At 61.7% G+C, this 26,821-nt stretch carries 23 protein-coding genes and 1 other RNA gene; 16 read left to right on the forward strand and 8 right to left on the reverse strand.

Annotation, left to right across the window (positions count from 1 at the left end; all coding sequences use genetic code 11):
* Positions 1-11: 11 nt before the first annotated feature.
* Positions 12-875, forward strand: coding sequence for a prephenate dehydratase (locus ACQY1J_RS20125; protein WP_062454192.1), 864 nt, complete (start codon positions 12-14; stop codon positions 873-875).
* A gap of 18 nt (positions 876-893) precedes the next feature.
* Here ACQY1J_RS20125 and nudC read toward each other — a convergent pair whose 3' ends face one another.
* Positions 894-1,850 carry an NAD(+) diphosphatase gene (gene nudC / locus ACQY1J_RS20130; RefSeq protein ID WP_113109292.1) on the reverse strand — a complete coding sequence of 319 codons (957 nt, stop codon included), beginning with the start codon at positions 1,848-1,850 and terminating at the stop codon, positions 894-896.
* Positions 1,847-2,257, reverse strand: a complete 411-nt coding sequence (locus ACQY1J_RS20135; protein WP_113109291.1) for an HIT family protein — start codon at positions 2,255-2,257, stop codon at positions 1,847-1,849. Before ACQY1J_RS20135 ends, nudC begins: the two co-directional genes overlap by 4 nt.
* Positions 2,258-2,342: 85 nt before the next feature.
* Between ACQY1J_RS20135 and ffs the strand changes: the two genes are divergently transcribed.
* The 3 genes from ffs (at position 2,343) to ACQY1J_RS20150 (ending at position 4,739) form a co-directional block, all read left to right on the forward strand.
* Positions 2,343-2,439, forward strand: an RNA gene (gene ffs, locus ACQY1J_RS20140) — signal recognition particle sRNA small type.
* 76 nt (positions 2,440-2,515) lie between these two features.
* Positions 2,516-4,393: a DNA polymerase III subunit gamma/tau gene (locus ACQY1J_RS20145; RefSeq protein WP_174195408.1), complete on the forward strand. Its 1,878-nt coding sequence runs from the start codon at positions 2,516-2,518 to the stop codon at positions 4,391-4,393.
* Between the two features lie 22 nt (positions 4,394-4,415).
* Positions 4,416-4,739 (forward strand): YbaB/EbfC family nucleoid-associated protein, encoded by a 324-nt coding sequence (locus ACQY1J_RS20150; RefSeq protein WP_062454196.1) that lies wholly within the window; start codon positions 4,416-4,418, stop codon positions 4,737-4,739.
* Between the two features lie 54 nt (positions 4,740-4,793).
* On the opposite strand, the gene ACQY1J_RS20155 is transcribed toward ACQY1J_RS20150, so the two are convergent.
* Positions 4,794-5,426: an MOSC domain-containing protein gene (locus ACQY1J_RS20155; RefSeq protein ID WP_430250677.1), complete on the reverse strand. Its 633-nt coding sequence runs from the start codon at positions 5,424-5,426 to the stop codon at positions 4,794-4,796.
* 54 nt (positions 5,427-5,480) lie between these two features.
* Between ACQY1J_RS20155 and recR the strand changes: the two genes are divergently transcribed.
* A complete protein-coding gene (recR, locus tag ACQY1J_RS20160) occupies positions 5,481-6,086 on the forward strand; it encodes a recombination mediator RecR (protein WP_430250678.1) in 606 nt (201 codons plus the stop codon).
* Between the two features lie 66 nt (positions 6,087-6,152).
* Positions 6,153-7,334: a lytic murein transglycosylase gene (locus ACQY1J_RS20165; protein WP_430252016.1), complete on the forward strand. Its 1,182-nt coding sequence runs from the start codon at positions 6,153-6,155 to the stop codon at positions 7,332-7,334.
* Positions 7,335-7,352: 18 nt separating this feature from the next.
* Here ACQY1J_RS20165 and ACQY1J_RS20170 read toward each other — a convergent pair whose 3' ends face one another.
* On the reverse strand, positions 7,353-9,002 hold the full coding sequence (locus ACQY1J_RS20170; protein WP_175487293.1) for an MFS transporter: 1,650 nt from the start codon (positions 9,000-9,002) through the stop codon (positions 7,353-7,355).
* Between the two features lie 290 nt (positions 9,003-9,292).
* On the opposite strand from ACQY1J_RS20170, the gene rimP reads away from it, so the two are divergent.
* From rimP to ACQY1J_RS20220, 10 genes are all read left to right on the forward strand, one after another.
* Entirely contained in the window at positions 9,293-9,895 is a 603-nt protein-coding gene (gene rimP, locus ACQY1J_RS20175) for a ribosome maturation factor RimP (protein WP_062454201.1), read from the forward strand.
* A 61-nt stretch (positions 9,896-9,956) separates the two neighbouring features.
* Positions 9,957-11,573 carry a transcription termination factor NusA gene (gene nusA / locus ACQY1J_RS20180; RefSeq protein ID WP_062578575.1) on the forward strand — a complete coding sequence of 539 codons (1,617 nt, stop codon included), beginning with the start codon at positions 9,957-9,959 and terminating at the stop codon, positions 11,571-11,573.
* On the forward strand, positions 11,570-12,253 hold the full coding sequence (locus ACQY1J_RS20185) for an RNA-binding protein (protein WP_430250679.1): 684 nt from the start codon (positions 11,570-11,572) through the stop codon (positions 12,251-12,253). The genes nusA and ACQY1J_RS20185 overlap by 4 nt, the downstream gene beginning before the upstream one ends.
* 100 nt (positions 12,254-12,353) lie before the next feature.
* Positions 12,354-15,200 (forward strand): translation initiation factor IF-2, encoded by a 2,847-nt coding sequence (infB, locus tag ACQY1J_RS20190; RefSeq protein WP_430250680.1) that lies wholly within the window; start codon positions 12,354-12,356, stop codon positions 15,198-15,200.
* Between the two features lie 374 nt (positions 15,201-15,574).
* Positions 15,575-16,534, forward strand: coding sequence for a tonB-system energizer ExbB (exbB, locus tag ACQY1J_RS20195; RefSeq protein ID WP_430252018.1), 960 nt, complete (start codon positions 15,575-15,577; stop codon positions 16,532-16,534).
* A 4-nt stretch (positions 16,535-16,538) separates the two neighbouring features.
* On the forward strand, positions 16,539-17,045 hold the full coding sequence (gene exbD / locus ACQY1J_RS20200; RefSeq protein WP_092663993.1) for a TonB system transport protein ExbD: 507 nt from the start codon (positions 16,539-16,541) through the stop codon (positions 17,043-17,045).
* Positions 17,042-17,953, forward strand: a complete 912-nt coding sequence (locus ACQY1J_RS20205; protein WP_430250681.1) for a cell envelope integrity protein TolA — start codon at positions 17,042-17,044, stop codon at positions 17,951-17,953. The genes exbD and ACQY1J_RS20205 overlap by 4 nt, the downstream gene beginning before the upstream one ends.
* 56 nt (positions 17,954-18,009) lie before the next feature.
* Positions 18,010-19,002: an Ldh family oxidoreductase gene (locus tag ACQY1J_RS20210; protein ID WP_430250682.1), complete on the forward strand. Its 993-nt coding sequence runs from the start codon at positions 18,010-18,012 to the stop codon at positions 19,000-19,002.
* 456 nt (positions 19,003-19,458) lie between these two features.
* Positions 19,459-20,085, forward strand: a complete 627-nt coding sequence (locus tag ACQY1J_RS20215; RefSeq protein ID WP_092663999.1) for a ribonuclease D — start codon at positions 19,459-19,461, stop codon at positions 20,083-20,085.
* Positions 20,086-20,391: 306 nt separating this feature from the next.
* Positions 20,392-22,143 carry a hypothetical protein gene (locus tag ACQY1J_RS20220; RefSeq protein WP_430250684.1) on the forward strand — a complete coding sequence of 584 codons (1,752 nt, stop codon included), beginning with the start codon at positions 20,392-20,394 and terminating at the stop codon, positions 22,141-22,143.
* A 96-nt stretch (positions 22,144-22,239) separates the two neighbouring features.
* Here ACQY1J_RS20220 and rpsA read toward each other — a convergent pair whose 3' ends face one another.
* The 4 genes from rpsA to aroA all read right to left on the reverse strand — a co-directional run bounded on the left by rpsA (position 22,240) and on the right by aroA (position 26,770).
* The gene (rpsA, locus tag ACQY1J_RS20225; RefSeq protein ID WP_062578558.1) at positions 22,240-23,943 is read right to left on the reverse strand and encodes a 30S ribosomal protein S1; all 1,704 of its coding nucleotides are present in this window, start codon (positions 23,941-23,943) and stop codon (positions 22,240-22,242) included.
* A gap of 156 nt (positions 23,944-24,099) precedes the next feature.
* Entirely contained in the window at positions 24,100-24,753 is a 654-nt protein-coding gene (gene cmk / locus ACQY1J_RS20230) for a (d)CMP kinase (protein WP_430250685.1), read from the reverse strand.
* A complete protein-coding gene (locus ACQY1J_RS20235) occupies positions 24,750-25,391 on the reverse strand; it encodes an FMN-binding negative transcriptional regulator (RefSeq protein ID WP_430250687.1) in 642 nt (213 codons plus the stop codon). Before ACQY1J_RS20235 ends, cmk begins: the two co-directional genes overlap by 4 nt.
* Positions 25,392-25,402: 11 nt before the next feature.
* Positions 25,403-26,770 (reverse strand): 3-phosphoshikimate 1-carboxyvinyltransferase, encoded by a 1,368-nt coding sequence (gene aroA / locus ACQY1J_RS20240; RefSeq protein WP_430250689.1) that lies wholly within the window; start codon positions 26,768-26,770, stop codon positions 25,403-25,405.
* Between the last annotated feature and the right edge of the window lie 51 nt (positions 26,771-26,821).

Here is a 26,821-nt window from a genome sequence, read left to right on the forward strand (position 1 = left end):
GGATCAGCCTCATGAATGCCTCGACCAACCGCATTTCCTTCCAGGGTGAATTCGGCGCCAATTCCGATATGGCGTCCAGGGACATGTTTCCGGACATGGAACCCCTGCCCTGCCCGACCTTCGAGGATGCGTTCCAGGCGCTGGAGAACGGTGATTCGGATCTCGCAATGATTCCGATCGAAAACACCATCGCCGGACGTGTGGCCGACATTCACTACCTGCTGCCGGAATCGCGTCTGCATATCGTCGGCGAATATTTCATGCCGATCCGGTTCCAGCTGATGGTGTTGCCGGGTGTGGAGCGCGAAGAAATCCGCACCGTCCACAGCCATATCCACGCGCTTGGCCAGTGCCGCAAGATCATCCGCGCCAATGGCTGGAAGGCCGTTGTTGCCGGCGACACGGCGGGTGCTGCGAAACTCGTTTCCGAAAAGGGCGACCGCTCGATGGCGGCCCTTGCGCCACGGCTTGCGGCCAGTCTCTACGGGCTCGACATCCTCGCCGAAAATGTCGAGGACACGGAAAACAACGTCACCCGTTTCGTGGTTTTGTCGCGCGACGAGAAGTGGGTGCAGCGCAACGAGGCGGACGACGTGATCGTCACCACCTTCGTGTTCAACGTGCGCAACATACCGGCTGCGCTTTACAAGGCGATGGGTGGATTTGCCACCAACGGCATCAACATGACGAAGCTCGAAAGCTATCAGCTGGGCGGCAAGTTCGTGGCGACGCAGTTCTATGCGGATATCGAGGGGCATCCCGACGATGCCCCCGTGCGCCGTGCGCTCGAGGAGCTGCGGTTCTTCTCCGAGAAAGTCCGCATTCTCGGAACCTATAAGGGCCATCCGATGCGCGGCGCGCTGCAGAAAGGCTGACGGTCGGAAGCGCTCCTTTCAGCGCTTCCAGTCGATCCAATCGCGCATCAGCCGATAGGCAATCGCTCCCTTGGCGGGGCCGAACGGCTTGTCGTCCGGACCTGCATCCAGCATCGCCTGAACCTCGCCGCGCGAAAACCAGCGAACATCAGACATTTCGTGGACGTCGATGGTAATCTCCGTCGACGTCGCCTCGGCGAAACAGCCGATCATCAGCGAATGCGGCATCGGCCAGGGCTGCGATGCGTGATAGCGCACGCGTCCGACCTCGATCGCCGATTCCTCGACGGTTTCGCGTCTGACGGCCTGCTCGATCGTTTCGCCGGGTTCGACGAAGCCAGCCAGGCAGGAATACATACCCTCCTGGAAATGATGGCTGCGTCCCAAAAGGCAGCGATCGTTTTCCTCATCGATCGTCATCATGATCACGACGGGGTCGGTGCGCGGAAACATCATGTGCTGACACTGTGTGCAGACGCGCTTGTAGCCGCCGATCTTCATCTCGGTGGGTGAGCCGCATTTGCCGCAGAAGATATTGGCGGCATTCCAGTTGAGCAGGGACACGGCCTGGGCGACCTCACCCTGAAGCTCGTCATCGAGCAGCCCTTCCCGGAAAAGAGCGCGCGCCTCGGTCGGCTTGTAATGGCTTGCGAGTTCTTCATCGGCGATCGTGACCGGGACAGCGACGCGCGGCTCGCCATTCTGGTGATGGCCGAGCAGCACGGCGCGGTCGAAATCCGGCTTCAGCTCCGCGAGCTCATAGGCGGCAAACAGCGGATCGAGGATCTGGCCGTCGTGCTTCAGAATGACCCGGCTGCCGGAAAAGGCGAGGATATGGGTGCCATCGACGGAAAGCGCCTTCTCGATGCAGTCGTCTTCCCGGTTTTCCGCTTGCCGGTCGAGCTTGTTGCCGGAAAACGCCGTGAGACTGCTTGGGTCGGGATGCGGTGTATCGGTATCGAATATGCTGCTCATCGGGAAAGCTTTTCCATCAGTCTGTTCATCAGGGCCTGCCTTTTCTCGCCGTCATACGGTTCTGCGGATCCGTATCCCCAGATCGGGCCCGGCCAGTTCGCATCGCCTTCGAAGCGGGCAATCACATGAACATGGAGCTGCCGGACGATGTTGCCAAGCGCACCGACGTTAATCTTGGTCGCACCCGTTGTGGCTTTCAAAGCCGCCGCGATCTGATTGACCTCGGCCGACAGGTGCGCCTGATCGGCTTCTGAAAGCTCGAAGATCTCGGTCATGTCGGCCCGCTGCGGTACCATGACAAGCCATGGCCAGCGGCTGTCATTCTGGATCCGCAGCTGGCAGAGATCGAGGGTGGCGATGAGATCGGAGTCCCGCGCAATGCGCCCGTCCAGTTCGAACTCGCTCAAGCATTCCTCCTAATGTTTTTATCTGGTCGTAGTTTTTTACAGGCTTGGCTTGCATTTGGAAGCGTTATTGACGATATGAGCGGTGGGAGGTTGGTGGTGGACGAGCCACTCGCCAACCGGGTCAGGTCCGGAAGGAAGCAGCCCTAACGAGCCAGGCACGGGTCGCCGTGCCAGCCTCCCACCCTCTCATCTTGGTCAGCATCCGGCGCGCTCAGTCTCTGACGGCCGGAATGGCCCGTACAGGCTGGCAGGATTTTCATGAGCGACGACGGGCCGACATATTCCAGCAACCCGACTGCGCCCACGCCTTCCGGCAGTGGCTACCGGGTTCTCGCCCGCAAATACCGTCCCAAGGATTTTTCCGACCTGATGGTCGGCCAGGAGCCGATGGTGAGAACACTCACCAACGCCTTCGAAACAGGCCGCATCGCCCAGGCCTACATGCTAACCGGTGTGCGCGGTGTCGGCAAAACGACGACTGCCCGCATTCTGGCACGTGCGCTCAATTACAAGACTGCCGAAATCGACCGCCCGACGATCGATCTGCGCATTCCCGGCGAGCACTGCCAGGCGATCATGGAAGGCCGGCACGTCGACGTCATCGAGATGGATGCGGCCTCCCATACCGGCATCGACGATATCAGAGAGATCATCGAGCAGGTGCGCTATCGTCCTGTCTCGGCGCGCTACAAAGTCTACATCATCGACGAAGTGCACATGCTCTCCACGCAGGCCTTCAACGGCCTGCTGAAGACGCTGGAAGAGCCGCCGGAGCATGTGAAGTTCATCTTCGCGACGACGGAAATCCGCAAGGTGCCGATTACCGTCCTGTCGCGCTGCCAGCGCTTTGACCTCCGCCGGATCAGTGCTGCCGATCTCGTCGGCCTGTTCACGACCATCCTCGAAAAGGAAGGTATTCCGGCCGAGACCGAGGCACTGTCGATGATCGCGCGCGCGGCTGAAGGCTCCGCTCGCGACGGACTGTCCCTTCTCGACCAGGCGATTGCCCATGGCGCAGGCCATGTGGTGGCCGATACCGTGCGCGGCATGCTTGGCCTTGCCGACCGCGCCCGCATCGTCGATCTGTTCGAACAGATCGTGCAGGGCGACGTGACGGCTGCCCTTTCCGAATTCACCGCACAATACGAGGCCGGCGCCAACCCTGTCGTGGTTCTGACCGACCTTGCGGACTTCACCCATCTCGTCACGCGCTTCAAATATATCCCGGAAGCGGCGGACGATCCTTCGCTGAGCGAAGTCGAGCGTGTGCGCGGTCGCGAATTTTCCGAGACGATTGCGGTCAGCACGCTGTCGCGGATCTGGCAGATGCTGCTGAAGGGTATTCCGGAAGCGGAGAACTCTTCCCGCCCCGCCGGTGCCGCCGAAATGGTGCTGATCCGCCTCACCCATGCCGCCCACCTTCCCTCACCTGAGGACGCCGCCCGCCGGCTTGCCGACCTGTCCGGTGGTGATGGCCAGCGCGGTGCGCCCAATGGGAATGGCGGCGGCAATGGCGCAGGCCAGACGTCGTCATCGCAGCCGCCGCTCAATGCCCGCGGGATCGATATGCAGTCGCAGCGGATGCCTTCAGGCGGACCGACGGCGATGCTCAAGGCCGTGCCGAACGACAACCCGCGCGAGATGCCGGTCGGCCGTGTCGAGGAAAAGCCCGAGCCCAGCGTTGCTGTTCGCTCGCTGGCCGACATTGTCGATCTCTGCTCCAAGAACCGCGACGCGAAGCTGAAAGCGCTCGTGCGCAATTTCGTGCGGCTGGTGAAAATCGAACCGGGCCGGCTCGACATGCGCCTGACCGACGGCGGACCAACGACGCTGCCGGGTGAACTCGGCGTCAAGCTGAAGGAATGGACCGGCATTCACTGGATCGTCTCCCTCAGCAAGGAAGACGGTTCGCCGACATTGGTCGAGGCAGAGGGAACGGCGCGCGAAGCGCGGCTGACCGACGCGCGCTCCGACCCGGATGTTGCGGCGATCCTGTCGCAGTTTCCCGGGGCAAAGATCACCGACGTCCGGATCCGCGTGAGCGAGGACGAAATCGACGCAGACGAATTGCCGCCGCCAGCCGTGGTGGAAAGCGCCGAGGGCGATATCCTGCCGGGCGACGACATCGAACTTTAAAAATCAGGAAGAGGAGATCCCGATGCGCGACATCATGGGCATGATGGGCAAGGTCAAGGAAATGCAGGCCAAGATGGAGAAGATGCAGGCGGATATCGCCGCTCTCGAAGTCGAAGGCACGGCCGGTGGCGGCCTCGTGACGATCCGGATGAACGGCAAGGGCGACATGCTGGGTCTGAAGATCGATCCGTCCCTGTTTAAGGAAGACGAATCCGAGATCCTCGAAGACCTGATCATTGCAGCCCACAAGCTGGCCAAGGATCGGGCAGAAGAAATCACTGCCGAAAAGACAAAGGAACTGACCGCCGGTCTGCCGATCCCGCCCGGCATGAAGCTGCCGTTCTAAGACGAGACCGGCGCTCCGCATAGGAACCGCCTGCCGGCAAGACCCGCCTATTCGCTAGAACTTGGCGGGTTTTCCGGCTTCGATCGCCTCTCGCATATCGGCGTGGATCGGTGCGGATAAAAACCGCTGCCTGTCGTCATCCCCCAGACGCTTGCCGAATTTGGCGAGCAGTTCCGGAATGGAAACCCTCGTTCCCTGGTAGACGCTGAACTCGACCGCATCGCTCGCCGATGCGAAACCCTGCGTCAGCACCCGGCAGTAGATGCCGGGACGAGCAGCCGTCCGGTAGGCTTTGACGAAGGTGGGGTCGCCCATCTTGGCGGCAAGCGTCGCGCAGGGCGTGCGGGCCGATGTTGCCTGCAGCACAAGCTCGGTACCGATGCGAAAACAGTCGCCGGCGGCCACGTCGCGGTTGTCGAGCCCTTCGATGACGAGGTTTTCGCCAAACGTGCCGTCCGGCAAATCACGGCCGAGTTGCGACCGCCACCAATCCAGCGTCAGGCTGCCTTCAAGCAGGATCGCCTGCTCAGGGCCACCATGATATTTCGTATTGCAGACGGCATCGCCGACCAGGCCTTCCACGTCGATCATGACCGGATTTCTCATCGGCATCTTGTTGATGCCGGTCTTGTAGCTCTTGCCCGGAAGCTTTTCCGGATGACCAAGGCAGAGGCTAAGAAGTTTCATTCGGCTGGTCCTTCGTCGATTCCGTTTCCCCTGCATATGGGCTAAAGGAGAACCATGGCAAAGCGAGTCACCGGCCCCGAAATCGAAAAACTCATCCAGCTTCTGGCGAAAGTACCGGGTCTCGGCCCCCGTTCGGCCCGCCGGGCGGCATTGCATCTCATCAAGAAGAAGGACCAGCTGCTCGGTCCGCTGTCGAATGCGATGGGCGAGGCCTATGACAAGGTGAAGATCTGCTCGCGCTGCGGCAATGTCGATACGTCCGATCCATGCACGGTCTGCACCGATATCAGACGCGACCAGTCGACGCTGATCGTCTGCGAAGATGTGTCCGATCTCTGGGCTCTGGAGCGCGCAGGCGCGATGAACGCGGCCTATCACGTGCTGGGTGGCGCGCTGTCTCCGCTCGATGGCGTCGGACCCGATGATCTCAACATTCGCGGGTTGATCGACCGGGTGAGCGAAGGCGTGGTCAAGGAAATCATCATCGCCGTCAACGCCACGGTCGAGGGACAGACCACAGCACACTATATAACCGACCAGCTAGCCGGCATCGATGTCAAGATCACCCGGCTTGCGCACGGCGTGCCTGTCGGCGGCGAGCTCGACTATCTCGACGAAGGCACGCTGACGGCGGCACTTCGGGCACGAACGGCGATCTGAGGAGATTTCATGCGCAAGACACTCATCGCCCTTGGCGCCATCCTTTGCCTGCTTCCGCCGCCCGTGATGGCCCAAAACAAGCCGGATGTGGAAAAGCAGTTCCAGCGATGGATCGCCAGCGATCTTGGGCCGGAAGCCCGCAAAGCAGGTATTTCCGAGCGCACCTTGAAGACCGCGTTTAGCGGGATCTCGCTCAACTGGAGCATTCCTGATCTGGTGCCGCCGGGGTCAAAGCCGCCGAAAAGCCAGGATCAGAGCCAGGCGGAGTTCTCTTCCCCCGGCGCCTATTTCTCCGAAAAGCGGCTGCAGGGACTGGCGGCGACCGGCCGCGGCCTTGCGTCGGCGAATGCCGCAACGCTGAAGCGGATCGAGGCTGCCTATGGCGTTCCCGGCGAGATCGTCGTCGCCATCTGGGGTCGCGAATCCGGTTTCGGCAAGGCGCGGCTTCCGTATTCGGCGATCGAGGTTCTCGCGACCAAGGCGTTCATGTCCACCCGCAAACCGATGTTCCGCGAGGAGCTGATCGCAGCGCTGATGATGATCGAGCGCGGCGACGTGGATGCGGCGACGATGAAGGGTTCGTGGGCGGGCGCTCTCGGCCAGCCGCAATTCATGCCGACCAGCTACCTGAAATACGCCGTCGATTTCGACAAGGACGGGCACCCGGACATCTGGAATTCCGTGCCCGACTCGCTCGCGTCCATAGCCCACTATCTTCAGAAGGAAGGCTGGCAGCGCGGGCGTGACTGGGGTTTCGAGGTTTCCATTCCTGCCAAGGTTTCCTGCGCCCAGGAAGGCCCGGATCTGGCCAAGCCGATCTCCGCCTGGGCGGCGACCGGGATCACCCGCGTGTCGGGCAAGCCTTTTCCTTCCGCCGATCTCAAGGCATCCGGCATGATGCTGGTACCTGCCGGCCGCAACGGACCGGAATTCGTCGTCACGCCGAATTTCTACGTGCTGAAGGAATATAACAACTCCGACCTCTATGCGCTGTTCATCGGCAATCTGGCTGATCGTATCGCCCATGGTGCCGGCGCCTTTGAGGGCTCGTGGGGTGACGTTGGCAAGATGCTTCGCTCCGACGTGCTTGCCATGCAGAAGGCGTTGGTGGCCAAGGGGTATGATGTCGGCAACGTGGATGGTCTGCCGGGTTTCAAAACCCGCCGGGCGCTTGGCGACTGGCAGGCCAAGAATGGCCTGACGCCGACCTGCTATCCGGATGCATCGCTGAAAAGCCGGCTCAAGTAACGGACCACAGCCTTCGCCTTAGTGGTGAAGGTCGATATGCGGCTTGTGCATGATGTCGGAGGGCGGCGGGATCGTCTGCCGCTCGATCATGCGATGAACCTTCGGTTCCTCATCGCCCTGATGCAGCTTGCGGATCGCGTCCCAGATCTCCGCATCCATCTGCATGCGCCGCTGATTGTGGCGCACGTAATCTGCCCAGGTGGCGGTATGATAGGTCTCCGTCCAGACGTCGGGATGTTCGAGATCGCGCATCAAGGCCCACTGCCTTGCACCGTCGCGGATCCGCACCCGTCTGCGGCGTGCCATCAGGGTCAGGAATTCGGGGATGTCCGCCTCGCCGATCAGGTAATCGATCTGGAGCACGATCGGCCCGCTTCGCGGCTGCAGCGCGAGGCTCAGAAGCGGCGCGTTGAAGCGGTTGAGCGGATCGAGATTGACATCGCCGAACTGTGGCAGCGGCATGCGCCATCCGACGAGAGCGCCGACGAGCATGGCCAAGCTCGCGATGGACAGTGCAACCGAGGCGCCAAAGTTTTCGGAAAGTAGACCCCACATCCAGCTGCCCGCAGCAATGCCGCCGAAGGTTGCCGTCTGGTAGAAGGACAGGGCCCGCCCCACGACCCAGCGCGGGGTGGAGAGCTGGACGGTGGTGTTGAACAGCGATAGCGCGAGAACCCAGCAGGCGCCTGGGAACAAGAGCGCAATCACCGTCAGTGTCGTGTTCGTGCTTGCGCCGATCACGGCGGAACTTGCGGCAAAGCCGACGAACGCGAACCGGACGATCCATTCGCTCGAGAACTTTTCCCTGAGCCTCGCATTGGCAATGGCACCGGCGACGGCGCCGATGCCAAAAGCGCCCAGCATGATGCCGTAGGTGAACGGGCCACCGGACACGAGATCGCGGGCGACGATCGGCAGAAGGGCCAGAATGGCGCTTGCGGTCAGGCCGAACAGCAGGCCGCGCAGCAGCACATTCAGAATGTTCGGCGACATCGCGACGTAGCCAAGGCCGGCAGACAGCGCCCGCAGCAGGGTTTCACGCGGAAGCGAATCGTCGGCACGCTGCGGTTTCCAGCGAACCAGTGCGTAGATAATGGCAAAATAGCTCATCGCGTTGACCGCGAAGGCGGCAGCAGCCCCTGCTGCTGCGACGATCGCGCCGCCGATCGCCGGGCCGACGCTGCGCGTGATGTTGAAGCCGACGCTGTTCAGCGTCACTGCGGTCGGCAGGATTTCGCGTGGTACGATATCGCCGACCGAGGCCTGCCAGGACGGGTTATTGAGCGCCGTGCCGCAGCCGATCAGGAAGGTGAACATCAAAAGAAGCCACGGCGTCAGCAGGCCGAGATAGGCAAACACCGTCAGCGCAATCGACACGGTCAGCATGAAGACCTGCGCCGTCAGCATTAGGCTGCGGCGATTGTAATTGTCGGCCAATGCCCCGGCGACAAGCGAAAACAGCATGATCGGCAACGCGTTGGACGCCTGCACCAGCGCCACCATGTCTTGCGAACTGGCGATCGCCGTCATCATCCAGGCGGCACCGACGGCCTGGATCAACCCACCGAAATTCGACGCGATGCTGGCAATCCAGATCATTCGGAACGTCGGCAGCCGAAACGGCGCCAGCGTCGAAATCCGATCGGGCAAGTCTCTTCCTCCCATCATGGCACTGTCACCAAAGGGTTATAGACCTGAAGACCACAAATTCCACCCGCGTCATGTCCTAAAATGCCCGATGATGGAGATCTGCTGTCACCAACCCCATCACGGACCGGAGCGAATGCGACGAGTCTTGCGGCGGTCTTGCAATCGCCGGTGTGAAAGCGTATATGCAGGCCATATTCTTGATCGTCCGATGAAGAGTGGGCCCTCCCGGACCCGCTCTTTTTTGTTAGGCGATCGCTTTTCTCCCCCTCGTCCGGAAACCGGACAGGGAGCACGAATTCGGAGGGCGCATGCCACAAACCGACAGCGAACCGCGCCTGATCGTCGAGACCGGGCTTGAACTCAGAGTGGCCGAGATCATCGAGCCCGTTCTGACATCCATGGACTTCCGCCTCGTGCGCGTCCGGATGCTCAATCAGAATGGCGCGACGCTGCAGATCATGGCCGAACGCAACGATGGCACGATGGATGTCGAGGGCTGTGAAGCCGTCTCGATGGCGATCTCGCCCGTTCTCGATGTGGAAGATCCGATCGATCGCGAGTATCATCTCGAAGTATCGTCGCCCGGCATCGATCGCCCGATGGTGCGCAAGTCCGATTTCGAGCGCTGGAACGGCCATATCGTGAAATGCGAGACGTCGATCCTGGTCGACAATCGCAAGCGTTTTCGAGGCAAGATCACCGACGTCACGTCCGAGGGCTTCACGATCGACCGCGATCAGGTCGCCGATGGCGAGACACAGCATTTGCTCATTCCGTTTACGGCGCTGTCCGAAGGAAAGCTTGTCCTCACCGACGAACTGATCCGCGACGCGTTGCGGGCTGACAAGGCGGCCAAGCAGCAGGCCGCCAATCAGAACGACGAAACCGACGAAGACACTGACGAAGAATAACCGACAGCACGCCTTCCTTTGAGAAGGTCGCACATAGCTCGACTTACGGAGACCAACGACAATGGCAGTGAGCGCAAACCGGCTTGAACTTCTGCAGATCGCAGATGCAGTAGCCCGCGAAAAGGTCATCGACCGCGAAATCGTGCTGGCTGCGATGGCCGACGCCATCCAGAAGGCCGCCCGCTCGCGCTATGGTTCGGAAACCAACATCCGTGCCGACATCAATTCCAAGACCGGCGAGATCCGTCTCCAGCGCCTGCTGGAAGTGGTCGACGTCGCCGAGGATTACGGCACGCAGATCCCGCTGACGCTGGCGCTCGATCGCAACGTTGACGCCAAGATCGGCGACTTCATCGCCGATCCGCTGCCGCCGATGGATTTCGGTCGTATCGCTGCCCAGTCTGCCAAGCAGGTTATCGTCCAGAAGGTGCGCGAAGCGGAACGTGACCGTCAGTTCGACGAGTTCAAGGACCGCGTCGGCGAAATCGTCAACGGCACCGTCAAGCGCGTCGAATATGGCAACGTCATCGTTGACCTCGGTCGTGGCGAAGGCATCATTCGCCGTGACGAGATGATCCCGCGCGAAAACATGCGTTACGGTGACCGCGTTCGCGCCTATGTCTACGACGTGCGCCGCGAACAGCGTGGCCCGCAGATTTTCCTGTCGCGTACCCATCCGCAGTTCATGGTGAAGCTGTTCACCATGGAAGTGCCTGAAATCTACGACGGCATCATCCAGATCAAGTCCGTTGCCCGCGATCCCGGCTCGCGCGCCAAGATCGCTGTCGTTTCCAACGACTCGTCGATCGATCCGGTCGGCGCCTGCGTCGGTATGCGCGGTTCGCGCGTTCAGGCCGTCGTCGGCGAGCTGCAGGGCGAAAAGATCGACATCATTCCGTGGAGCCAGGATCCGGCATCGTTCATCGTCAACGCGCTGCAGCCGGCAGAAGTCTCCAAGGTTGTTCTCGACGAGGACAGCGAGCGGATCGAAGTCGTGGTTCCGGACGAGCAGCTGTCGCTGGCGATCGGTCGTCGTGGCCAGAACGTCCGCCTCGCATCGCAGCTGACCGGCTGGGATATCGACATCATGACGGAAGCCGAGGAATCGGAGCGCCGCCAGAAGGAATTCAACGAGCGCACCAACCTGTTTATGGACGCGCTCGATGTCGACGAGATGGTTGGCCAGGTGCTGGCGTCCGAAGGCTTTGCCGCGGTTGAAGAGCTTGCCTATGTCGAGCTCGACGAAATCTCCTCCATCGACGGTTTCGACGAAGATACCGCGACCGAGATCCAGACCCGTGCCCGCGAATATCTTGAGCGGATCGAGTCTGAAAACGATGCGAAGCGCGTCGCACTCGGTGTTGCCGACGAGCTGAAGCAGATCGAAGGCCTGACCGGTCAGATGCTGGTCGCGCTTGGCGAAGACGGCATCAAGACGATCGAGGATTTTGCCGGCTGCGCGGCCGATGATCTTGTCGGCTGGAGCGAGCGCAAGGACGGCGAGACCAAGAAGTTCGAAGGTCTGTTTTCGAAGTTCGAGGTTTCGCGCACCGAAGCTGAAAACATGGTCGTGCAGGCCCGCCTGCTGGCTGGCTGGATCACAGAAGCGGATCTTGCCACCGAAGAAGCACCAGAGGCCGAAGACGCCGAGGAGGCGCCTGCCGCCGAGCGGGAATGATCCCCATTGGCAATGAACCAGACGACGATGCAGACGACGAGATTATCGTGAATGACCGTACCTGCATCGTCACCCGTGAAGCCGTATCACCGGAAACGCTGATCCGCTTCGTGGCCGGGCCTGATGGCCAGGTTGTTCCCGATCTCAAGCGTCGCCTTCCGGGGCGGGGCTGCTGGGTAAAGGCCGAACGGGCGTTGATCGACCGGGCGGTCCAGAAGAAATCCTTCGCCCGCGCGTTGAAGACGGACGCTAAGGCGGATGCCGATCTGGGGGCGACGGTTGACAGACTGCTCGCGGCCGATCTGATCGGCATGATGAACATGGCTCGCAAGGCGAGCCAGTTTATCTCGGGCGCGACGAAGGTCGATGCCGCAGTTCGCTCCGGCGGCGCGATTGCCGTCTTTCATGCCTCAGACGCTGCGGCAGACGGTATCCGGAAGATCGATCAGGCCCGCAAGGCCTTCAAATTCGGCTCGAATGCCGAGGAAGAAATTCCATCCTTTTTGCTCTTCACGGGGGCCGAACTGGACGAAGTGATGGGCCAGAATGCTTTTATCCATGCCTGCGCGCTTGCGGGACAGGCGGGTGAAGGTGTAGTGAAACGCGCAAACCTACTTGAACAGTACCGCAAGGGCGGTCTGTCCCAGACAAAAGGTGTCGCTGACATGCCGAAACAATGACGCGGTTACCGGTTTTTGCCGGACGCACATCGATATGTACGAATTGAACGACAGGCACTGATGGCTTCCATCTGTTCCTGTCCGAAGGAACAGGAACGGAATGACTGATAACAACGACGACAAGACACTGGGCGTGAAGAAGACCCTTACCCTGAAACCATCGGGTGTGACCCAGGGTACTGTGCGCCAGGACATGGGTCGCGGCCGGACCAAGGCGGTCGTCGTCGAGACGGTCAAGCGCCGTCCGACCCGTCCGCTCGACGAAAAGCCAATTACACCGATCGCAGCACCTGCCCCTCGGCCAGTCGAGGCAGCCGCCGCTCCTGTAGCGCCACGCCCGCAGCCGGCAACCCCTGCAGCGCCGGTACCAGCCGCCCCTGTGGCCGCCGCCGCACCTGCAACCCCCGCCCCTGCTGCACCCGTCAGCCAGCCTAGCCCGCCGCAGCCGCGCGTCCAGCAGCCTTCATCGCAGGGATACCGCCCCAATTCTTCGCAGGGCCAGCGCCCTTCGTCATCGCAGGGTCAGCGTCCCTCGTCGCATCAGGGCCAGCGTCCGCAGCAGCCGTCACAGCCGCAGCGCCAGCCGCAGCGTTCGGGTGGTGCTGTCCTGCACGACCTGTCCGCAAGCGAGATGGATGCACGCCGTCGAGCACTCGTCGAAGCCCAGGCGCGCGATGTGGTCGAAGCCAAGCAGCGCGTCGAGGATGATGCACGCCGCAAGGTAGAAGACGAGCGCCGCAAGGTCGAAGAAGCAGCCGAAGCAGCACGTCTGGCCGAAGAAGCCAAGGCACGCGCTGCCGAGGAAGCTCTGCGTCCGGCACCCGTCGCGCCAGCGCCAGCCGCTGCAGATCGCAACGCCAATACACAAGACAACCGTAACTCGGCTCGCCCGACGCCGGGAGCCGCACCTGTTGCCGCCCCCGTCATCGGACGTGGTCGCCGCAACGACGAGGAAGAGGATCGCGCACCTGCCCGGACCATTCCAGGTCGCGGCCGAGTTGCAGCGCCGGTTCCTGCCAAGCCACCGACACGCCCGAAGGTCGAAGAAGGCCGTCGCCAGGGCAAGCTGACGATCACCGCTGCCAGCACTGATGATGACGGTACCGGCCGTGGTCGCTCGATGGCTGCCATGCGCCGCCGGCAGGAAAAGTTCCGCCGCAGCCAAATGCAGGAAACCCGCGAAAAGGTTATGCGCGAGGTGATCCTGCCTGAGACCATCACAATTCAGGAACTGTCGCAGCGCATGTCTGAACGCGCCGTCGACGTTATCAAGTACCTGATGAAGGAAGGCCAGATGATGAAGGCCGGCGACGTCATCGACGCCGATCTCGCTGAAATCATTGCCGGTGAATTCGGCCACACAGTCAAGCGCGTTTCGGAATCGGACGTTGAAGAAGGTATCTTCAACCAGATGGACGACGCCGGCGAAATGGTGTCGCGTCCTCCGGTCGTGACGATCATGGGTCACGTCGACCACGGCAAGACCTCGCTTCTCGACGCGATCCGCCAGGCCAACGTAGTTTCGGGTGAAGCCGGTGGCATCACCCAGCATATCGGTGCCTATCAGGTCGAACAGAACGGCCAGAAGATCACCTTCATCGACACCCCCGGTCACGCCGCCTTTACGGCCATGCGTGCCCGTGGTGCGCAGGCGACTGACATCGCGATCCTCGTGGTTGCAGCCGACGACAGCGTGATGCCGCAGACGATCGAATCCATCAGCCACGCAAAGGCTGCCGGTGTTCCGATCATCGTGGCGATCAACAAGATCGACAAGCACGAAGCCAACCCGGACAAGGTGCGCCAGCAGCTGCTGCAGCACGAAGTGTTCGTGGAATCGCTGGGCGGTGAAGTTCTCGACGTCGAAGTTTCGGCCAAGAACAAGACCAATCTCGACAAGCTGCTCGAGGCAGTTCTGCTGCAGGCCGAAATTCTCGACCTGAAGGCAGATCCGGTCCGTACGGCAGAAGGCATCGTCATCGAAGCCCAGCTCGACCGTGGCCGCGGTGCGGTTGCAACCGTGCTCGTCCAGAAGGGCACGCTGAAGCCTGGCCAGATCATCGTTGCCGGCGATCAGTGGGGCCGCGTCCGCGCGCTCGTGACCGACAAGGGTGTTCACGTCAAGGAAGCCGGCCCGGCCATGCCGGTCGAAGTGCTCGGTCTTTCCAGCACGCCTGCTGCCGGCGACAAGTTTGCCGTCGTTGAAAACGAGAGCCGTGCTCGCGAGATTTCCGAATATCGCCAGCGGCTTGCCCGCGACAAGGCGGTTGCTCGCCAGTCCGGTCAGCGCGGTTCGCTCGAACAGATGATGAGCAAGCTGCAGAATACCGGCTACAAGGAATTCCCGCTGCTCATCAAGGGCGACGTTCAGGGTTCTGTCGAAGCCATCATCGGCGCTCTCGACAAGCTTGGCACCGACGAAGTCCGCGCCCGCATCGTCCATTCGGGCGCAGGTGCTATCACCGAGTCGGATCTGGCGCTTGCCGAATCCTCCGAAGCAGCGATCATCGGCTTCAACGTCCGTGCCAACGCACAGGCGCGCATAGCGGCCGATCGTGCCGGCACCGAGATCCGCTACTACAACATCATCTACGATCTGGTGGATGACGTGAAGGCAGCAATGTCCGGTCTGCTTTCGCCAGAACGTCGCGAGACCTTCCTTGGCAATGCCGAAATCCTCGAGGTGTTCAACATCACGAAGACCGGCAAGGTTGCAGGTTGCCGCGTCGTCGAAGGCAAGGTCGAGCGTGGTGCAGGTGTTCGCCTGCTGCGCGACAACGTTGTCATTCACGAAGGCAAGCTCAAGACGCTCAAGCGCTTCAAGGACGAAGTTGGCGAAGTGCCGATGGGTCAGGAATGCGGTATGGCGTTCGAAAACTACGAAGATATCCGCGCAGGCGACACGATCGAGTGCTTCCGCGTGGAGCACATTACGCGCACGCTGTAAGTTTAGCGCTGCCGAAACCATCAACCGCCGGAGAGAAATCTCCGGCGGTTTTTTCGTTTGTGCGGAGCTTTGGGAGACAGGCTGCAGCTGGCAGCATGGCCATGCGGACCAAATCATGACGGACGCAGTCAAATTTAAGCGATACTCTCCCGATTATAGTTGCCAACCACACTCATGTTTATTATCGCATAGCGGCAAGCCGCCGCCCTCAGTTTTCGGACCGGCTGAATGATATCGAGCCGTTGGGCCACCTGAGCCTTCCGGCGACCAGTCGGAGTATCGCTGCCATGTCCGTTGTGCCGAAGTCTCACCTCTACAGAAAGCAGTTGCGCGTTGCCGGGCCCGGTCCCCTCGTGACAACGATTGCGGCCTTGATGCTGATGACGACAAATGCGGTCGCGCAGGTCGAGGCGCCTGCACCGGAAGCGCCTGCTCCGGCACAACAGACAGCGCCGGCCCTTGCTCCTCCAAGCGCTGCTCCTACGACACAGCAGACCCCGCCACCCGTTCAAGACGCAACCCCGGCAGAACCTGCTGCTCCCTCCGTGACGCCAATCGAGCAGGCTCCGGCTGCAACGGGTGCACCTTCCCCCGAAGCGCGCGCCGATATTCCTCACAATCTTTCGCCCTGGGGCATGTTCATGGCGGCCGACTGGGTAGTGAAGGCCGTGATGATCGGCCTTGCCATTGCGTCGCTTCTCACATGGACCATCTGGATCGCCAAGACGCTGGAGCTGATGGGCGCCCGTACCCGCGCCAAGCGCGTCCTGAAAATCATCCAGGGCGCGCATACGCTGCCGGAAGCGCTTGAGACGACGGGCCGTCGCGGCGGGCCTGCGGCCCTGATGCTGCGTGCCGCGACGGAAGAGGTGGAGCTTTCCGAAGCAGCTCTTGATTACGCGGAAACCGGTGGCGTCAAGGAGCGCGTGTCTTCGGTTCTGTCGCGCATCGAAGCCTATTCCGGACGGCGCATGGCCCGCGGCACGGGCATTCTCGCCTCGATCGGTTCGGTTGGCCCGTTTGTCGGGCTGTTCGGCACGGTCTGGGGCATCATGAATTCCTTTATCGGCATTTCGCAGTCCAACACGACCAACCTTGCGGTCGTGGCACCCGGCATCGCCGAAGCGCTGCTTGCGACCGCCCTTGGTCTGGTCGCGGCAATCCCGGCCGTGATCATCTACAACGCCTTCGCCCGCTCGGTCACCGGCTACCGCCAGCTGCTGGCCGACGCTGCTTCCGGTGTCGAACGACTGGTCAGCCGCGATCTCGATTTCCGCAAGGTGCCGCCAGGCGGACGCAGGCCGGCGTCGATGTCTCTGATCGCGGGGGAATAATTCCATGGCAGGCGGCATTCGCGAACATCACGGCGATGAACTTCCCGAAAATCACGAGATCAACGTGACGCCGTTTATCGACGTCATGCTGGTGCTCCTGATCATTTTCATGGTGGCCGCGCCGCTGTCGACGGTCGACGTCAATGTCGATCTGCCCGCCTCCAGCGCCAAGCCCGCAGAACGACCGGACGAGCCTCTCTACGTGACGGTCAAGGACGACCTGTCGCTCAATATCGGCAACGATCCGGTCGCGCGCGAACAGTTTGCCGCAAATCTCGACCGTCAGACCGAAGGCAACAAGGATACGCGGATCTTCCTGCGGGCCGACAAGGCCGTCGATTACGGGCAGTTCATGGAAGTGATGAACCTGCTGCGTGATTCCGGCTACCTGAAGATTGCGCTGGTCGGGTTGGAAGCCGCGTCGGGTGCCCAACAGGCGCCAGCGTCTACATCCGCCGCACCGGCAGGGCCTGCACCAGCCGCTTCGCCGGCCACCGGAGGCGCTCCATGAGCCTTGCCATGCAGCGCAGAGGATATGCGAGCCGGATCGGCGAGATCGCCCTGTGGGGATCTGCCGCTATCCTTGTGCTCACGGTCCACATTGCCGCCGCAGCGCTTCTGATGAGGCAAGAGCCGGAGGAACTTGCCGACAACGGTCCGCAGGCCGCCATCATGATCGAGCTTGCGCCGGAGCCGGAGGCGGCGATCCCAGACGAAGAGCAGATCGCTACCGACACCGAAGACCGGCAACTGGTCGAGACCCAGCAGACCGAGCCGGTCGAAGAGGTCGAACCCATCGAGGAGCCGCCACCGGTCGAACCGCCACCGGAAGTGGCTGAGGAGACACCCGAACCGCCGCCGGAACCCGTGATCGAGACGCCGCTGCCGGAGGAAACGCCCCCGCCGCCGGAGATCGTCGAAACGTCGCCGCCCGAGCCTGTCGATCCGATCGAGCAGAAGGTCACCGCCGCGTTGGAGAACGTGGAAGTCCCGCTGCCGGTCACTCGTCCACCACCACCGAAGCCGGTCCAGAAGGTAGAAAAGCCACGACGTCAGCCGCAGGCGCAGAAGGAAAAGGCGCAGGCAAAGGTTCAGGCAAAGCCGTCGGAGCGCACTGCCGCTGCGCAGACCTCGAGCGGATCGGTGGCCTCGACGATGTCACCGTCCACCTGGATGACCCGTGTGCGCACGAAGATCGCCCGTAATGCCCGCCGCTGCCCGTCAAACCAGAAGGGGATCGTGACGATCAGCTTCAATTTCGACAGCGATGGCAATATCGGGCGCGTGTCCGTTGCCAGATCGTCTGGAGATACGCGTATCGACGACTACGTCGTCTCAGCCGTTCGGCGCGCATCGCCTGTTCCGATCGCACCGGCAGGTGTTGCAAGCCTCGTCACTCAGTCGGTAGAGTGCAAGTAGCCGTGCTTTCGGGTTCGGTTGCCCTCCTTAACACTCGCTCCCGGAACAGCTTGTCCATGCAGATTACCCTTGAAGAAGCCGAAACGCTGGTGAGCGGCGTTTTCGAAGCCAACGGCGTGCTTGATAGCACCGCACGCTCGGTTGCCCGCGCCCTGGTGCAGGCGGAAGCCGCCGGCCAGTCCGGTCACGGGCTTCGCCGGATCCCGGCCTATGTCAAACAGGTGCGGACCGGCAAGGTGGATGGCACTGCTCGGCCTGAGGCGAGCAGGCCAAGGCCCGCAGTTCTTGCAATCGACGCGGACTTTGGCTTTGCCTATCCGGCGCTCGATCTCGCTGTCTTGGAACTTCCAGCGATTGCGCGCGAACAGGGCATCGCCTTTGCCGCCATCAACCGTTCGCACCATGCAGGCGTCATGGCGTTGACCGTGGAGCGCTTTGCCGAGCAGGGGCTGGTTGCGATGATGTTTGCCAACGCGCCCGCCTCCATGGCCCCCTGGGGTGGCAAGGTGCCGCTGTTCGGCACCAATCCGATCGCTTTTGCGGCGCCTATTGCCGGTGACGAGCCGCTGGTCATCGATCTAGCACTCTCCAAGGTTGCCCGCGGCAAGGTGATGGAAGCGACCCAGAAGGGGACGAGTATTCCCGACGACTGGGCGTTCGACACCGACGGCAATCCGACGACCGACGCATTTGCCGCGATCAAGGGAACGATGGCCCCTTCCGGTGGCGCCAAGGGGGCAGCGCTTGCACTCATGGTCGAAGTGATGGCGGCCGGCATCGGCGGGGCGCATTTCTCCTACCAGGCAAGCTCGCTGTTCGATGAGACCGGGCCTCCGCCATCGCTCGGCCAGTCGCTGATCGTCATCGATCCGGATGCCACGACGGGTGGCGGCGCGGCAGAACGCTTTGCGGCATTGGCGAGCGAAATGGCAAAGCAGGACGGTGTCCGCCTGCCCGGCCGGCGAGGCCGCGGTCTTCGCGCCGAAAGCATCCAGCACGGTCTCAAGATCGACGACGACGTGATGAAGGCGATAGAAGCTCTGGGCTGACCTGCAGATCCACCTTTATGCCGGACAAGCCAGTGCAGCGATGCGCTGGCTTTTTCTTATTGCGCAGCAAGGCGTTCTGCGGAGGCAGAGCCGGTCATAGAGGATTTTAAGGGATACAAAACGAGAAAAGCCTGGCGCGGGAGGAGGATGCGCCAGGCTTTAAACTTGATCAACAACTGGGAGGAGGAGGGTGTTGTTGATCCGTATCGAACGACACTGGGAGGAGGAGGTGCGTCGTTCGATGACCAAACTTCTAGCCGTATCTTCCCGGTGCGCCAAGAGGCTCTGCTGCAATGCAGCAATGCGTTTGCTGCATTGCTGGGCAATTGCTCACGCGTTCGTGTTTCGTCGTCGCCAAGCGGTAGCCATTGTCCGGGATAAGACGTCCTGGCTACGTGCTTCCGCCTGAGCTTTCCTCTAGGTTATCCGACAGACAGCGAGGCATCGGAGACACGTATGAAGACGACGATACGGTACCATCATGGAGATATTCCAGCCTCCGACGCGTCGCGCTACACGGGCGCGGTCGCGATCGATACCGAAACGCTTGGCCTCGTTCCCCGCCGCGACAGGCTCTGTGTCGTGCAGCTATCGCCGGGCGACGGAACGGCGGACGTCATCCGGATCGCTTCGGGGCAAAAAGACGCTCCCAATCTCGTCGCATTGCTTGCCGATCCCACCCACCAGAAAATCTTCCACTACGGACGGTTCGATATCGCAGTTCTGTTTCACACGTTCGGGGTTACGACCACGCCTGTCTTCTGCACCAAGGTCGCATCGCGGCTTGTGCGGACCTATACGGATCGACATGGCCTCAAGGACAATCTGAGAGAGTTGCTCGACGTCGACATCTCCAAGGCGCAGCAGCAGACCGACTGGGCGGCCGAAACCCTGTCGCAGGCCCAACTGGAATATGCGGCGTCCGACGTGCTTCACCTTCATGCGCTCCGCGACAAGCTGACCGAACGCCTGCTCCGCGATGAGCGTATCGAACACGCCACGGCTTGTTTCGAGTTCCTGCCGACCCGAGCCAAGCTCGATCTGCTCGGATGGGGCGAGACCGACATTTTTGCGCACAGCTGACCATCGGCCCGTGAAAACCAGCGATTAGCGATGATTTAACCATAGCGCGCTTAAAATTGCTGATCGGCAAATCGTGCGCCATGAGATGGCGGCACAGTTTCGGCGTGCTCCTTGCGCGTGCGGTCGTGTGCGGCCGAGTTGTCCCCTCCCTTCACACGCGAGAGATGGAAGCACGCCATGCTGACCCCCGTCGGTGCTACGCAAAGCATGCAGGCCGACCCACTCTCTTCGGCACGTCCGATTGCGACAACGCGTTCCATCGCTGCATCCGCAGAAGGTGATCCCGCAATCTCCTCCAGAGGCGGAATGCTTACGGGGGACCGCCTGAACCTTCTGTCGCTCTCCGGCCAGTTGCAGCTTGCCTACGGGTCGTCGATCTTCGCCGAAACGATCGGCCAAATCCTGCAGATACCACGAAACGACGGCGAGACGCTGGCAGACTACGCGGAGCGCCTGACTGTCACCGTGCAGTCCATGAATGCGGACGACATTGCAGCGCTCGAGAAAACGCTAAGCCAGCTGGTGAAGGGCATGTCCGTGTCGCTGCTGGCTGAAATTCTCAAGAACCCGGCAGGTCTCGATGCAGCACGGCTGATCCTGTCGCTCGAAGCAGCGCTGGTAGCGGATAGCGATCAGGCGGAGAATGCAGCGGTCAGCTCGTATCGACAGAATGAAATCGCCAGCCTTCCAAAAGACGGTGCGACACCCTCTCCTGCGACGCGGCCCGGCCCCCCGCCGGCAGTTGCCCCGACTGGCCCCTCCTTGCCCGGCCCATCATCGCCCGCGCCCTCAGCGCTCCAGCCCTCGACGCCCAGCCCCGCATCGCCGGTAGTGCCTCTGCCAGCTTCTGCTCCGGACACAGCAAGTACAGAGACCCCCAGGCCATCCCCCGGTGCTTTGCCTGATATCGGAGCAAAATCGCAGTCGGTGACGTCACCCGCCACCAGCGCAACGCCGCCCGCCACCGGTGCAGCGGCACCAGCTATCGCTCCGTTCTCGCCACCCCCTGCGGGATCAGCCGCCGCTGTTCCAGATACCAAGGTTCTGAGCGCGAACCTCGGGAGCAACCAACTGCGGCCGCCGCTCATCGGTTTGCAGGAAGAGCCGACCCGTGGGGCGATCCTTGCGCGGCCGATGCCGGTCCTAACAGACGGTCTCGCGACAGCAGCCGCGGAGCTTCAATCCAAGCCCGCTCTGCCGTCTCCCGCCGTCCCAAATCCGGTTCCGGTCAAGCCGGATGCGAGCCCCGTGCCTGCGCAAGTCGCGTCGATCGCGGCCGCAGATGCGAAGCCGATGCCGCAAGCCCTGCCGCAGACCTCCGTGCCGGGCATCGCGACCGTGACGAATACCGGGGCTCTGGTCGCAGCGGTTATCGACGCCTTCGACAACGAATTGAAGATCCCGCAGTTTGGAGACGCCACGACGGCGCCGAAACCCGCTGTGGAATGGCCCAGCAATCTCGCGCAACTCGTGTCTGCGATCGCACCAAGCGCGCTTCAGGCGGCGCTGCTCGCGACAGGAGCTCCGGTCGAGAATTCGACAGCGGCACTTTTCAAGAACCTGTTTGGCGGAGGGGGCAGTGGAACGGTGGCACATGCCGCCGGACAGGGACAACCTGCCCCGGCTGCTCCGGACATAGACGCAATGCATACGGCCGGGATAACGCATCCCGAGGACGATCTGCTGCGCATTGCAGAACGTCACACCACGGCCGCAAAAGCCAGCGGAGCCCCGGAGGGCGTGCCAGACCCTGACATCCAAGCGATGCCAGTGCCGCTGCCGCTCGTGCAGCGCGAGGCGATTGGCCTGCCCTTTGTCCCCTACCCAATGGCGGACGACGAGCCGCGGCGCGAAAACCGCAAGACGCAGCCGGTGACGGCGATCGACGAGGATGGCGAAGGCGACCACAGCCAGGGCCAGGCGTTCGACCACCCTGACGACGGGAAGGATCCTTCCGACGACGACAATCTCGGCGATGGCGAAGCCGCGTCTGCGGACGTCAGCAATGAGGAAAGCCGTCCGAACGACCTCTACTGGCGCATGGCTGGATGGACGTGAGCCGACGGTTCGAGACTCGGCCGAGATAAATAGCGGGCATGAAAAAAGCCGCCGGATCTTTCGATCCGGCGGCTTTCGCATTTCAAGCTACAACGATTACTCGCCGCCGCGGTTCTTCAGAGCCGCGCCGAGGATGTCGCCGAGCGAAGCGCCTGAGTCGGACGAACCGAACTGTGCAACTGCTTCCTTTTCTTCAGCGATCTCGAGAGCCTTGATCGACAGCATGACCTTGCGATCCTTCTTGGAGAAGTTCGTGACGCGGGCGTCAAAAACCTGACCAACCGAGAAACGCTCCGGACGCTGATCGTCGCGATCGCGTGCCAGGTCGTTGCGGCGGATGAAGGACGTGATGTCTTCGTGAGCCACGAGCTTCACTTCAACACCACCGTCGTTGACGGCGATGACTTCGCACGAAACGACAGCGTTCTTGCGCAGTTCGCCGGATGTTGCGGCTTCGCCGACAGCATCCTTGCCAAGCTGCTTGATGCCGAGCGAGATACGCTCCTTCTCGACGTCCACATCCAGAACGACAGCCTTGACGACGTCGCCCTTGTTGAACTCCTCGATGACCTGTTCGCCTGGACGGTTCCAGTCGAGGTCGGAGAGGTGAACCATGCCGTCAACGTCGCCGTCGAGGCCGATGAACAGGCCGAATTCGGTCTTGTTCTTGACTTCGCCTTCGACTTCAGTGCCGGCCGGATGGCTGAACGCAAATGCCTGCCATGGGTTCTCGAGGGTCTGCTTGAGACCGAGCGAGATGCGGCGCTTCGACGGATCGACTTCGAGAACGACAACGTCGACGTCCTGCGTGGTCGAAAGGATCTTGCCGGGATGTACGTTCTTCTTGGTCCAGGACATTTCCGAGATGTGGATCAGGCCTTCGATGCCTGGCTCCAGCTCGACGAATGCGCCGTAGTCCGTGATGTTCGTGACGGTACCGGAGATCTTCTTGCCAACCGGGTACTTGGCAGCAATGCCATCCCACGGATCCGACTCGAGCTGCTTCATGCCGAGCGAGATGCGGTGGGTTTCCTGGTTGATGCGGATGATCTGAACCTTGACCTGCTGGCCAATGGACAGGATTTCCGACGGATGGTTGACGCGGCGCCATGCCATGTCGGTCACGTGCAGCAGGCCATCGATGCCGCCGAGGTCAACGAACGCACCGTAATCGGTGATGTTCTTGACGACGCCGTCAACAACCTGACCTTCTTCAAGGTTCTGAACGATTTCCGAACGCTGTTCTGCACGGGACTCTTCGAGAACCGTACGACGCGAAACAACGATGTTGCCGCGACGCTTGTCCATCTTGAGGATTTCGAAGGGCTGCGGGTTGTGCATCAGCGGGGTCACGTCGCGGATCGGACGAATGTCGACCTGGCTGCGCGGAAGGAAGGCAACAGCGCCGTCGAGATCGACCGTGAAGCCGCCCTTGACCTGGTTGAAGATAACGCCTTCAACGCGTTCGCCAGCTTCGAACTTGACTTCGAGCTTGACCCAGCTCTCTTCGCGGCGAGCCTTCTCGCGCGACAGAACTGCTTCGCCAAGCGCGTTTTCGATGCGCTCGACATAGACTTCGACTTCGTCGCCGACCTTCAGCGAACCGTCTTTGCCCTTGACGCCGAATTCCTTCAGCGCGATGCGACCTTCGACCTTGAGGCCGACGTCAACAACGGCCATGTCCTTTTCGATCGCCGTTACCAGACCTTTGGTAACGTAGCCTTCGGCCAGATCATTGGTTGCGAAGGATTCTTCGAGAAGGGCTGCGAAGTCCTCCCGCGACGGGTTAGTTACTGCCATGAAATCTCCTGGTCGTGTCCAGTCAAGGACACATTGCGCCGTGGGTTCGTGTTGATCACACCCGAAATCCAAGCCCGCCTCGTCATGTTCAGAGGCAATCCGGCGCAAGGACTAAGATATCGGGCTCGAATGCGCCGCCGGTTATCCGGTCGGTCATCATCCTTTCAGGGCGGCGTCGATAATCGCCTTCGCGGCCTGAAACGCGGCCTCTATACCCATTTCTGACGTATCAAGCAAGTGCGCGTCTTTCGCAGGCTTCAAAGGGCTGTCGGCACGCCCCATGTCGCGCTCGTCGCGCTTTCGCACATCGGCAAAAATCTCGTCGAAATCTGCGGCATCGCCGCGGCCAACGATCTCGTCGTAACGGCGTCTGGCGCGCACTTCAGGCGATGCGGTGACATATAGTTTCACGGGTGCATCGGGGCAGACGACGGTGCCGATATCGCGCCCGTCGAGCACCGTTCCGGGCTTGCGCTTCGAAAACGCCTGCTGCGCTTCCACCAGCGCCCGGCGCACGGCGGGCATGACGGCGATCTTCGAGGCCGCTTCGCCAATCGCATGGGCCGAGAGCATTTCGCGGTCGAGGCCTGCAAGTTCAACGTCTCGCGCCATCGTCTCGGCAACGGCCTCGTCGTTGAGGGGCAGACCCCTATCAAGCAGCGCCTTGGCCGCTGCGCGGTAGGTGAGGCCCGTATCGAGATGCTGGAAGCCGTAGGTTTCGGCGATCTGGCGCGACAGGGTTCCCTTGCCGGCTGCCGCAGGGCCATCGATTGCGATCACCAGAGGCGTAGTGTTGTCTGCAGGATTCATGTCAGGCGGGAAGCTCCGTAGCGGCGTACAAGATCGGCCATTGCGTTCTGACCGGGCATATCATCAAGGCCAGAGGCAACGCCTTCACGATCGCCGACCGGGCGGTTCTGACTGACCTTCCACTTTCCTTCGATCGCCGAGATCTCGATCTCGACACCGACGATACCCTTCAACTGGGCGGAAATGAAATCGTCTGGCGCATCGTTGACGGACCAGGGCATTGGCCGGCTGTTCTCATGCTGGCTGGTGATTGCCTCTATCTGGGCAAGCAGCCAGCCGGCGTCTTCGACGATGCGGGCCGGGCCGCGGGCCTGAACGATGGCGTAGTTCCAGGTGGGCACGACCTTACCTGTCTCCTGCTTGGTCTTGTACCAGGAAGGTGTCACGTAGCTGTCAGCACCCTGGAACACGGCGAGCACCGTCGCGCCATCGCGGATGTCTTTCCACTGGCTGTTCGCCCGGGCAAGATGCAACCGCAGCACACCTTTTTCGGCAGCTTCTCCATCAAGGTGAAACGGCACCGGATTGGCCAGCAGACCGGAATTTCCCGATGTGATCAGCATGCCCAGCGGATGGGCGCGGATCAGCGCATGCTGGGTGCCGAGATCGTCTTCGCGGAAATGCGGCGGTTGGTACATTGGCGTGCGCCTCAGATCTTTCCGTCGGTCTGGTTCTCGATCTGCGCGCCGAGACCGGTCATCAGATCCATGAATTCTGGAAAGCTGGTGGCGATGATCGACGCGTCGTCGACCGTGACTTCGTGCTCCGATGCAAGACCGAGAACAAGGAAGCTCATGGCGATGCGGTGATCGAGATAGGTGACAACGGCAGCGCCGGACGCATTGCCGTAGCCTTTACCGCCTGGACGGCCGCGCACGACCAGCGTCTCCTTGCCTTCATCGCAATCGACGCCGTTCAGCTTCAGGCCTTCGGCAACGGCCGAGAGACGGTCGGACTCCTTGACGCGCAGTTCCTCGAGACCAAGCATCGTCGTCGTTCCCTCCGCAAAGGCTGCAGCGACCGCGAGGACGGGATATTCGTCGATCATCGATGGCGCACGATCGGCAGGAACGGTGACGCCGTTGAGGTCGGAGCCGCGGACGCGCAGGTCGGCCACATCCTCGCCGCCAGCGCTGCGGGCATTCATCACCTCGATATCCGCACCCATTTCCTGCAGCGTCAGAATAAGACCGGTGCGGGTGGGGTTCATCAGGACGTTCATGATGGTCACGTCCGATCCCGGCACCAGGATGGCGGCCACAAGCGGGAACGCGGTCGAGGACGGATCGCCGGGAACATCAATCACCTGCCCCTTGAGAGCGCCGCGACCTTCCAGCCGGATCGTGCGAACGCCGTCGGCATCGGTCTCGACGGTCAGATCAGCGCCGAAACCCTGCAGCATCTTTTCGGTATGGTCGCGGGTCATCACTGGTTCGATCACCGTGGTGACGCCAGGCGTGTTGAGACCGGCAAGCAGCACCGCGGACTTGACCTGCGCCGAGGCCATGGGCACGCGGTAGACGATGGGGTTGGGCGTGCGCGGACCACGCAGCGTGACGGGCAGCCTGTCGCCGTCCATCGACGTCACCTGGACGCCCATCTCGCGCAATGGATCGAGCACCCGGCCCATCGGCCGCTTGGACAGCGAGGCATCGCCGATAAAGGCGGACTCGAAATCGTAGACGCCGACGAGACCCATCGTCAGGCGGCAGCCGGTGCCGGCATTGCCGAAATCGAGAGGCGCCTGCGGTGCCAGCAGCGCGCCGTTGCCGGTGCCCTGGATGATCCACTCAGCGCCGACCTTGTCGATCTTCGCGCCCATGGCACGCATCGCCTTGCCGGTGTTGATGACGTCTTCGCCTTCCAGGAGGCCGGTGATCCGCGTCTCTCCGGCAGCCAGGCCTCCGAACATGAAGGAACGATGCGAGATGGACTTGTCGCCCGGGATGCGGACGGTCCCGGTGAGGTTTGTCGATCTTCTCGACTTTGCCGGTTTGAGGGCAATCCCATGCGACATGATCGGTCCTTGCTCGTATGCCTTTGATTTCCGCCGTCGTTATCACAAAGC

Origin of the sequence: Neorhizobium sp. DAR64860/K0K1, from assembly GCF_050500205.1 — a bacterium.
Taxonomy (GTDB): domain Bacteria; phylum Pseudomonadota; class Alphaproteobacteria; order Rhizobiales; family Rhizobiaceae; genus Neorhizobium; species Neorhizobium soli.

What these genes read in the sequence shown, in the direction of transcription:
- exbD (WP_092663993.1), top strand. Translation starts at nt 16,539, where the DNA reads ATGGCAGGCGGCATTCGCGAACATCACGGCGATGAACTTCCCGAAAAT.
- ACQY1J_RS20145 (WP_174195408.1), top strand. Translation starts at nt 2,516, where the DNA reads ATGAGCGACGACGGGCCGACATATTCCAGCAACCCGACTGCGCCCACG.
- cmk (WP_430250685.1), bottom strand. Translation starts at nt 24,753, where the DNA reads ATGAATCCTGCAGACAACACTACGCCTCTGGTGATCGCAATCGATGGC.
- exbB (WP_430252018.1), top strand. Translation starts at nt 15,575, where the DNA reads ATGCTGATGACGACAAATGCGGTCGCGCAGGTCGAGGCGCCTGCACCG.
- recR (WP_430250678.1), top strand. Translation starts at nt 5,481, where the DNA reads ATGGCAAAGCGAGTCACCGGCCCCGAAATCGAAAAACTCATCCAGCTT.
- ACQY1J_RS20125 (WP_062454192.1), top strand. Translation starts at nt 12, where the DNA reads ATGAATGCCTCGACCAACCGCATTTCCTTCCAGGGTGAATTCGGCGCC.
- ACQY1J_RS20155 (WP_430250677.1), bottom strand. Translation starts at nt 5,426, where the DNA reads ATGAAACTTCTTAGCCTCTGCCTTGGTCATCCGGAAAAGCTTCCGGGC.
- ACQY1J_RS20150 (WP_062454196.1), top strand. Translation starts at nt 4,416, where the DNA reads ATGCGCGACATCATGGGCATGATGGGCAAGGTCAAGGAAATGCAGGCC.
- infB (WP_430250680.1), top strand. Translation starts at nt 12,354, where the DNA reads ATGACTGATAACAACGACGACAAGACACTGGGCGTGAAGAAGACCCTT.
- ACQY1J_RS20210 (WP_430250682.1), top strand. Translation starts at nt 18,010, where the DNA reads ATGCAGATTACCCTTGAAGAAGCCGAAACGCTGGTGAGCGGCGTTTTC.
- ACQY1J_RS20220 (WP_430250684.1), top strand. Translation starts at nt 20,392, where the DNA reads ATGCTTACGGGGGACCGCCTGAACCTTCTGTCGCTCTCCGGCCAGTTG.
- ACQY1J_RS20235 (WP_430250687.1), bottom strand. Translation starts at nt 25,391, where the DNA reads ATGTACCAACCGCCGCATTTCCGCGAAGACGATCTCGGCACCCAGCAT.
- rimP (WP_062454201.1), top strand. Translation starts at nt 9,293, where the DNA reads ATGCCACAAACCGACAGCGAACCGCGCCTGATCGTCGAGACCGGGCTT.
- nusA (WP_062578575.1), top strand. Translation starts at nt 9,957, where the DNA reads ATGGCAGTGAGCGCAAACCGGCTTGAACTTCTGCAGATCGCAGATGCA.
- ACQY1J_RS20165 (WP_430252016.1), top strand. Translation starts at nt 6,153, where the DNA reads ATGGCCCAAAACAAGCCGGATGTGGAAAAGCAGTTCCAGCGATGGATC.
- aroA (WP_430250689.1), bottom strand. Translation starts at nt 26,770, where the DNA reads ATGTCGCATGGGATTGCCCTCAAACCGGCAAAGTCGAGAAGATCGACA.
- ACQY1J_RS20185 (WP_430250679.1), top strand. Translation starts at nt 11,570, where the DNA reads ATGATCCCCATTGGCAATGAACCAGACGACGATGCAGACGACGAGATT.
- ACQY1J_RS20170 (WP_175487293.1), bottom strand. Translation starts at nt 9,002, where the DNA reads ATGATGGGAGGAAGAGACTTGCCCGATCGGATTTCGACGCTGGCGCCG.
- nudC (WP_113109292.1), bottom strand. Translation starts at nt 1,850, where the DNA reads ATGAGCAGCATATTCGATACCGATACACCGCATCCCGACCCAAGCAGT.
- ACQY1J_RS20215 (WP_092663999.1), top strand. Translation starts at nt 19,459, where the DNA reads ATGAAGACGACGATACGGTACCATCATGGAGATATTCCAGCCTCCGAC.
- ACQY1J_RS20205 (WP_430250681.1), top strand. Translation starts at nt 17,042, where the DNA reads ATGAGCCTTGCCATGCAGCGCAGAGGATATGCGAGCCGGATCGGCGAG.
- rpsA (WP_062578558.1), bottom strand. Translation starts at nt 23,943, where the DNA reads ATGGCAGTAACTAACCCGTCGCGGGAGGACTTCGCAGCCCTTCTCGAA.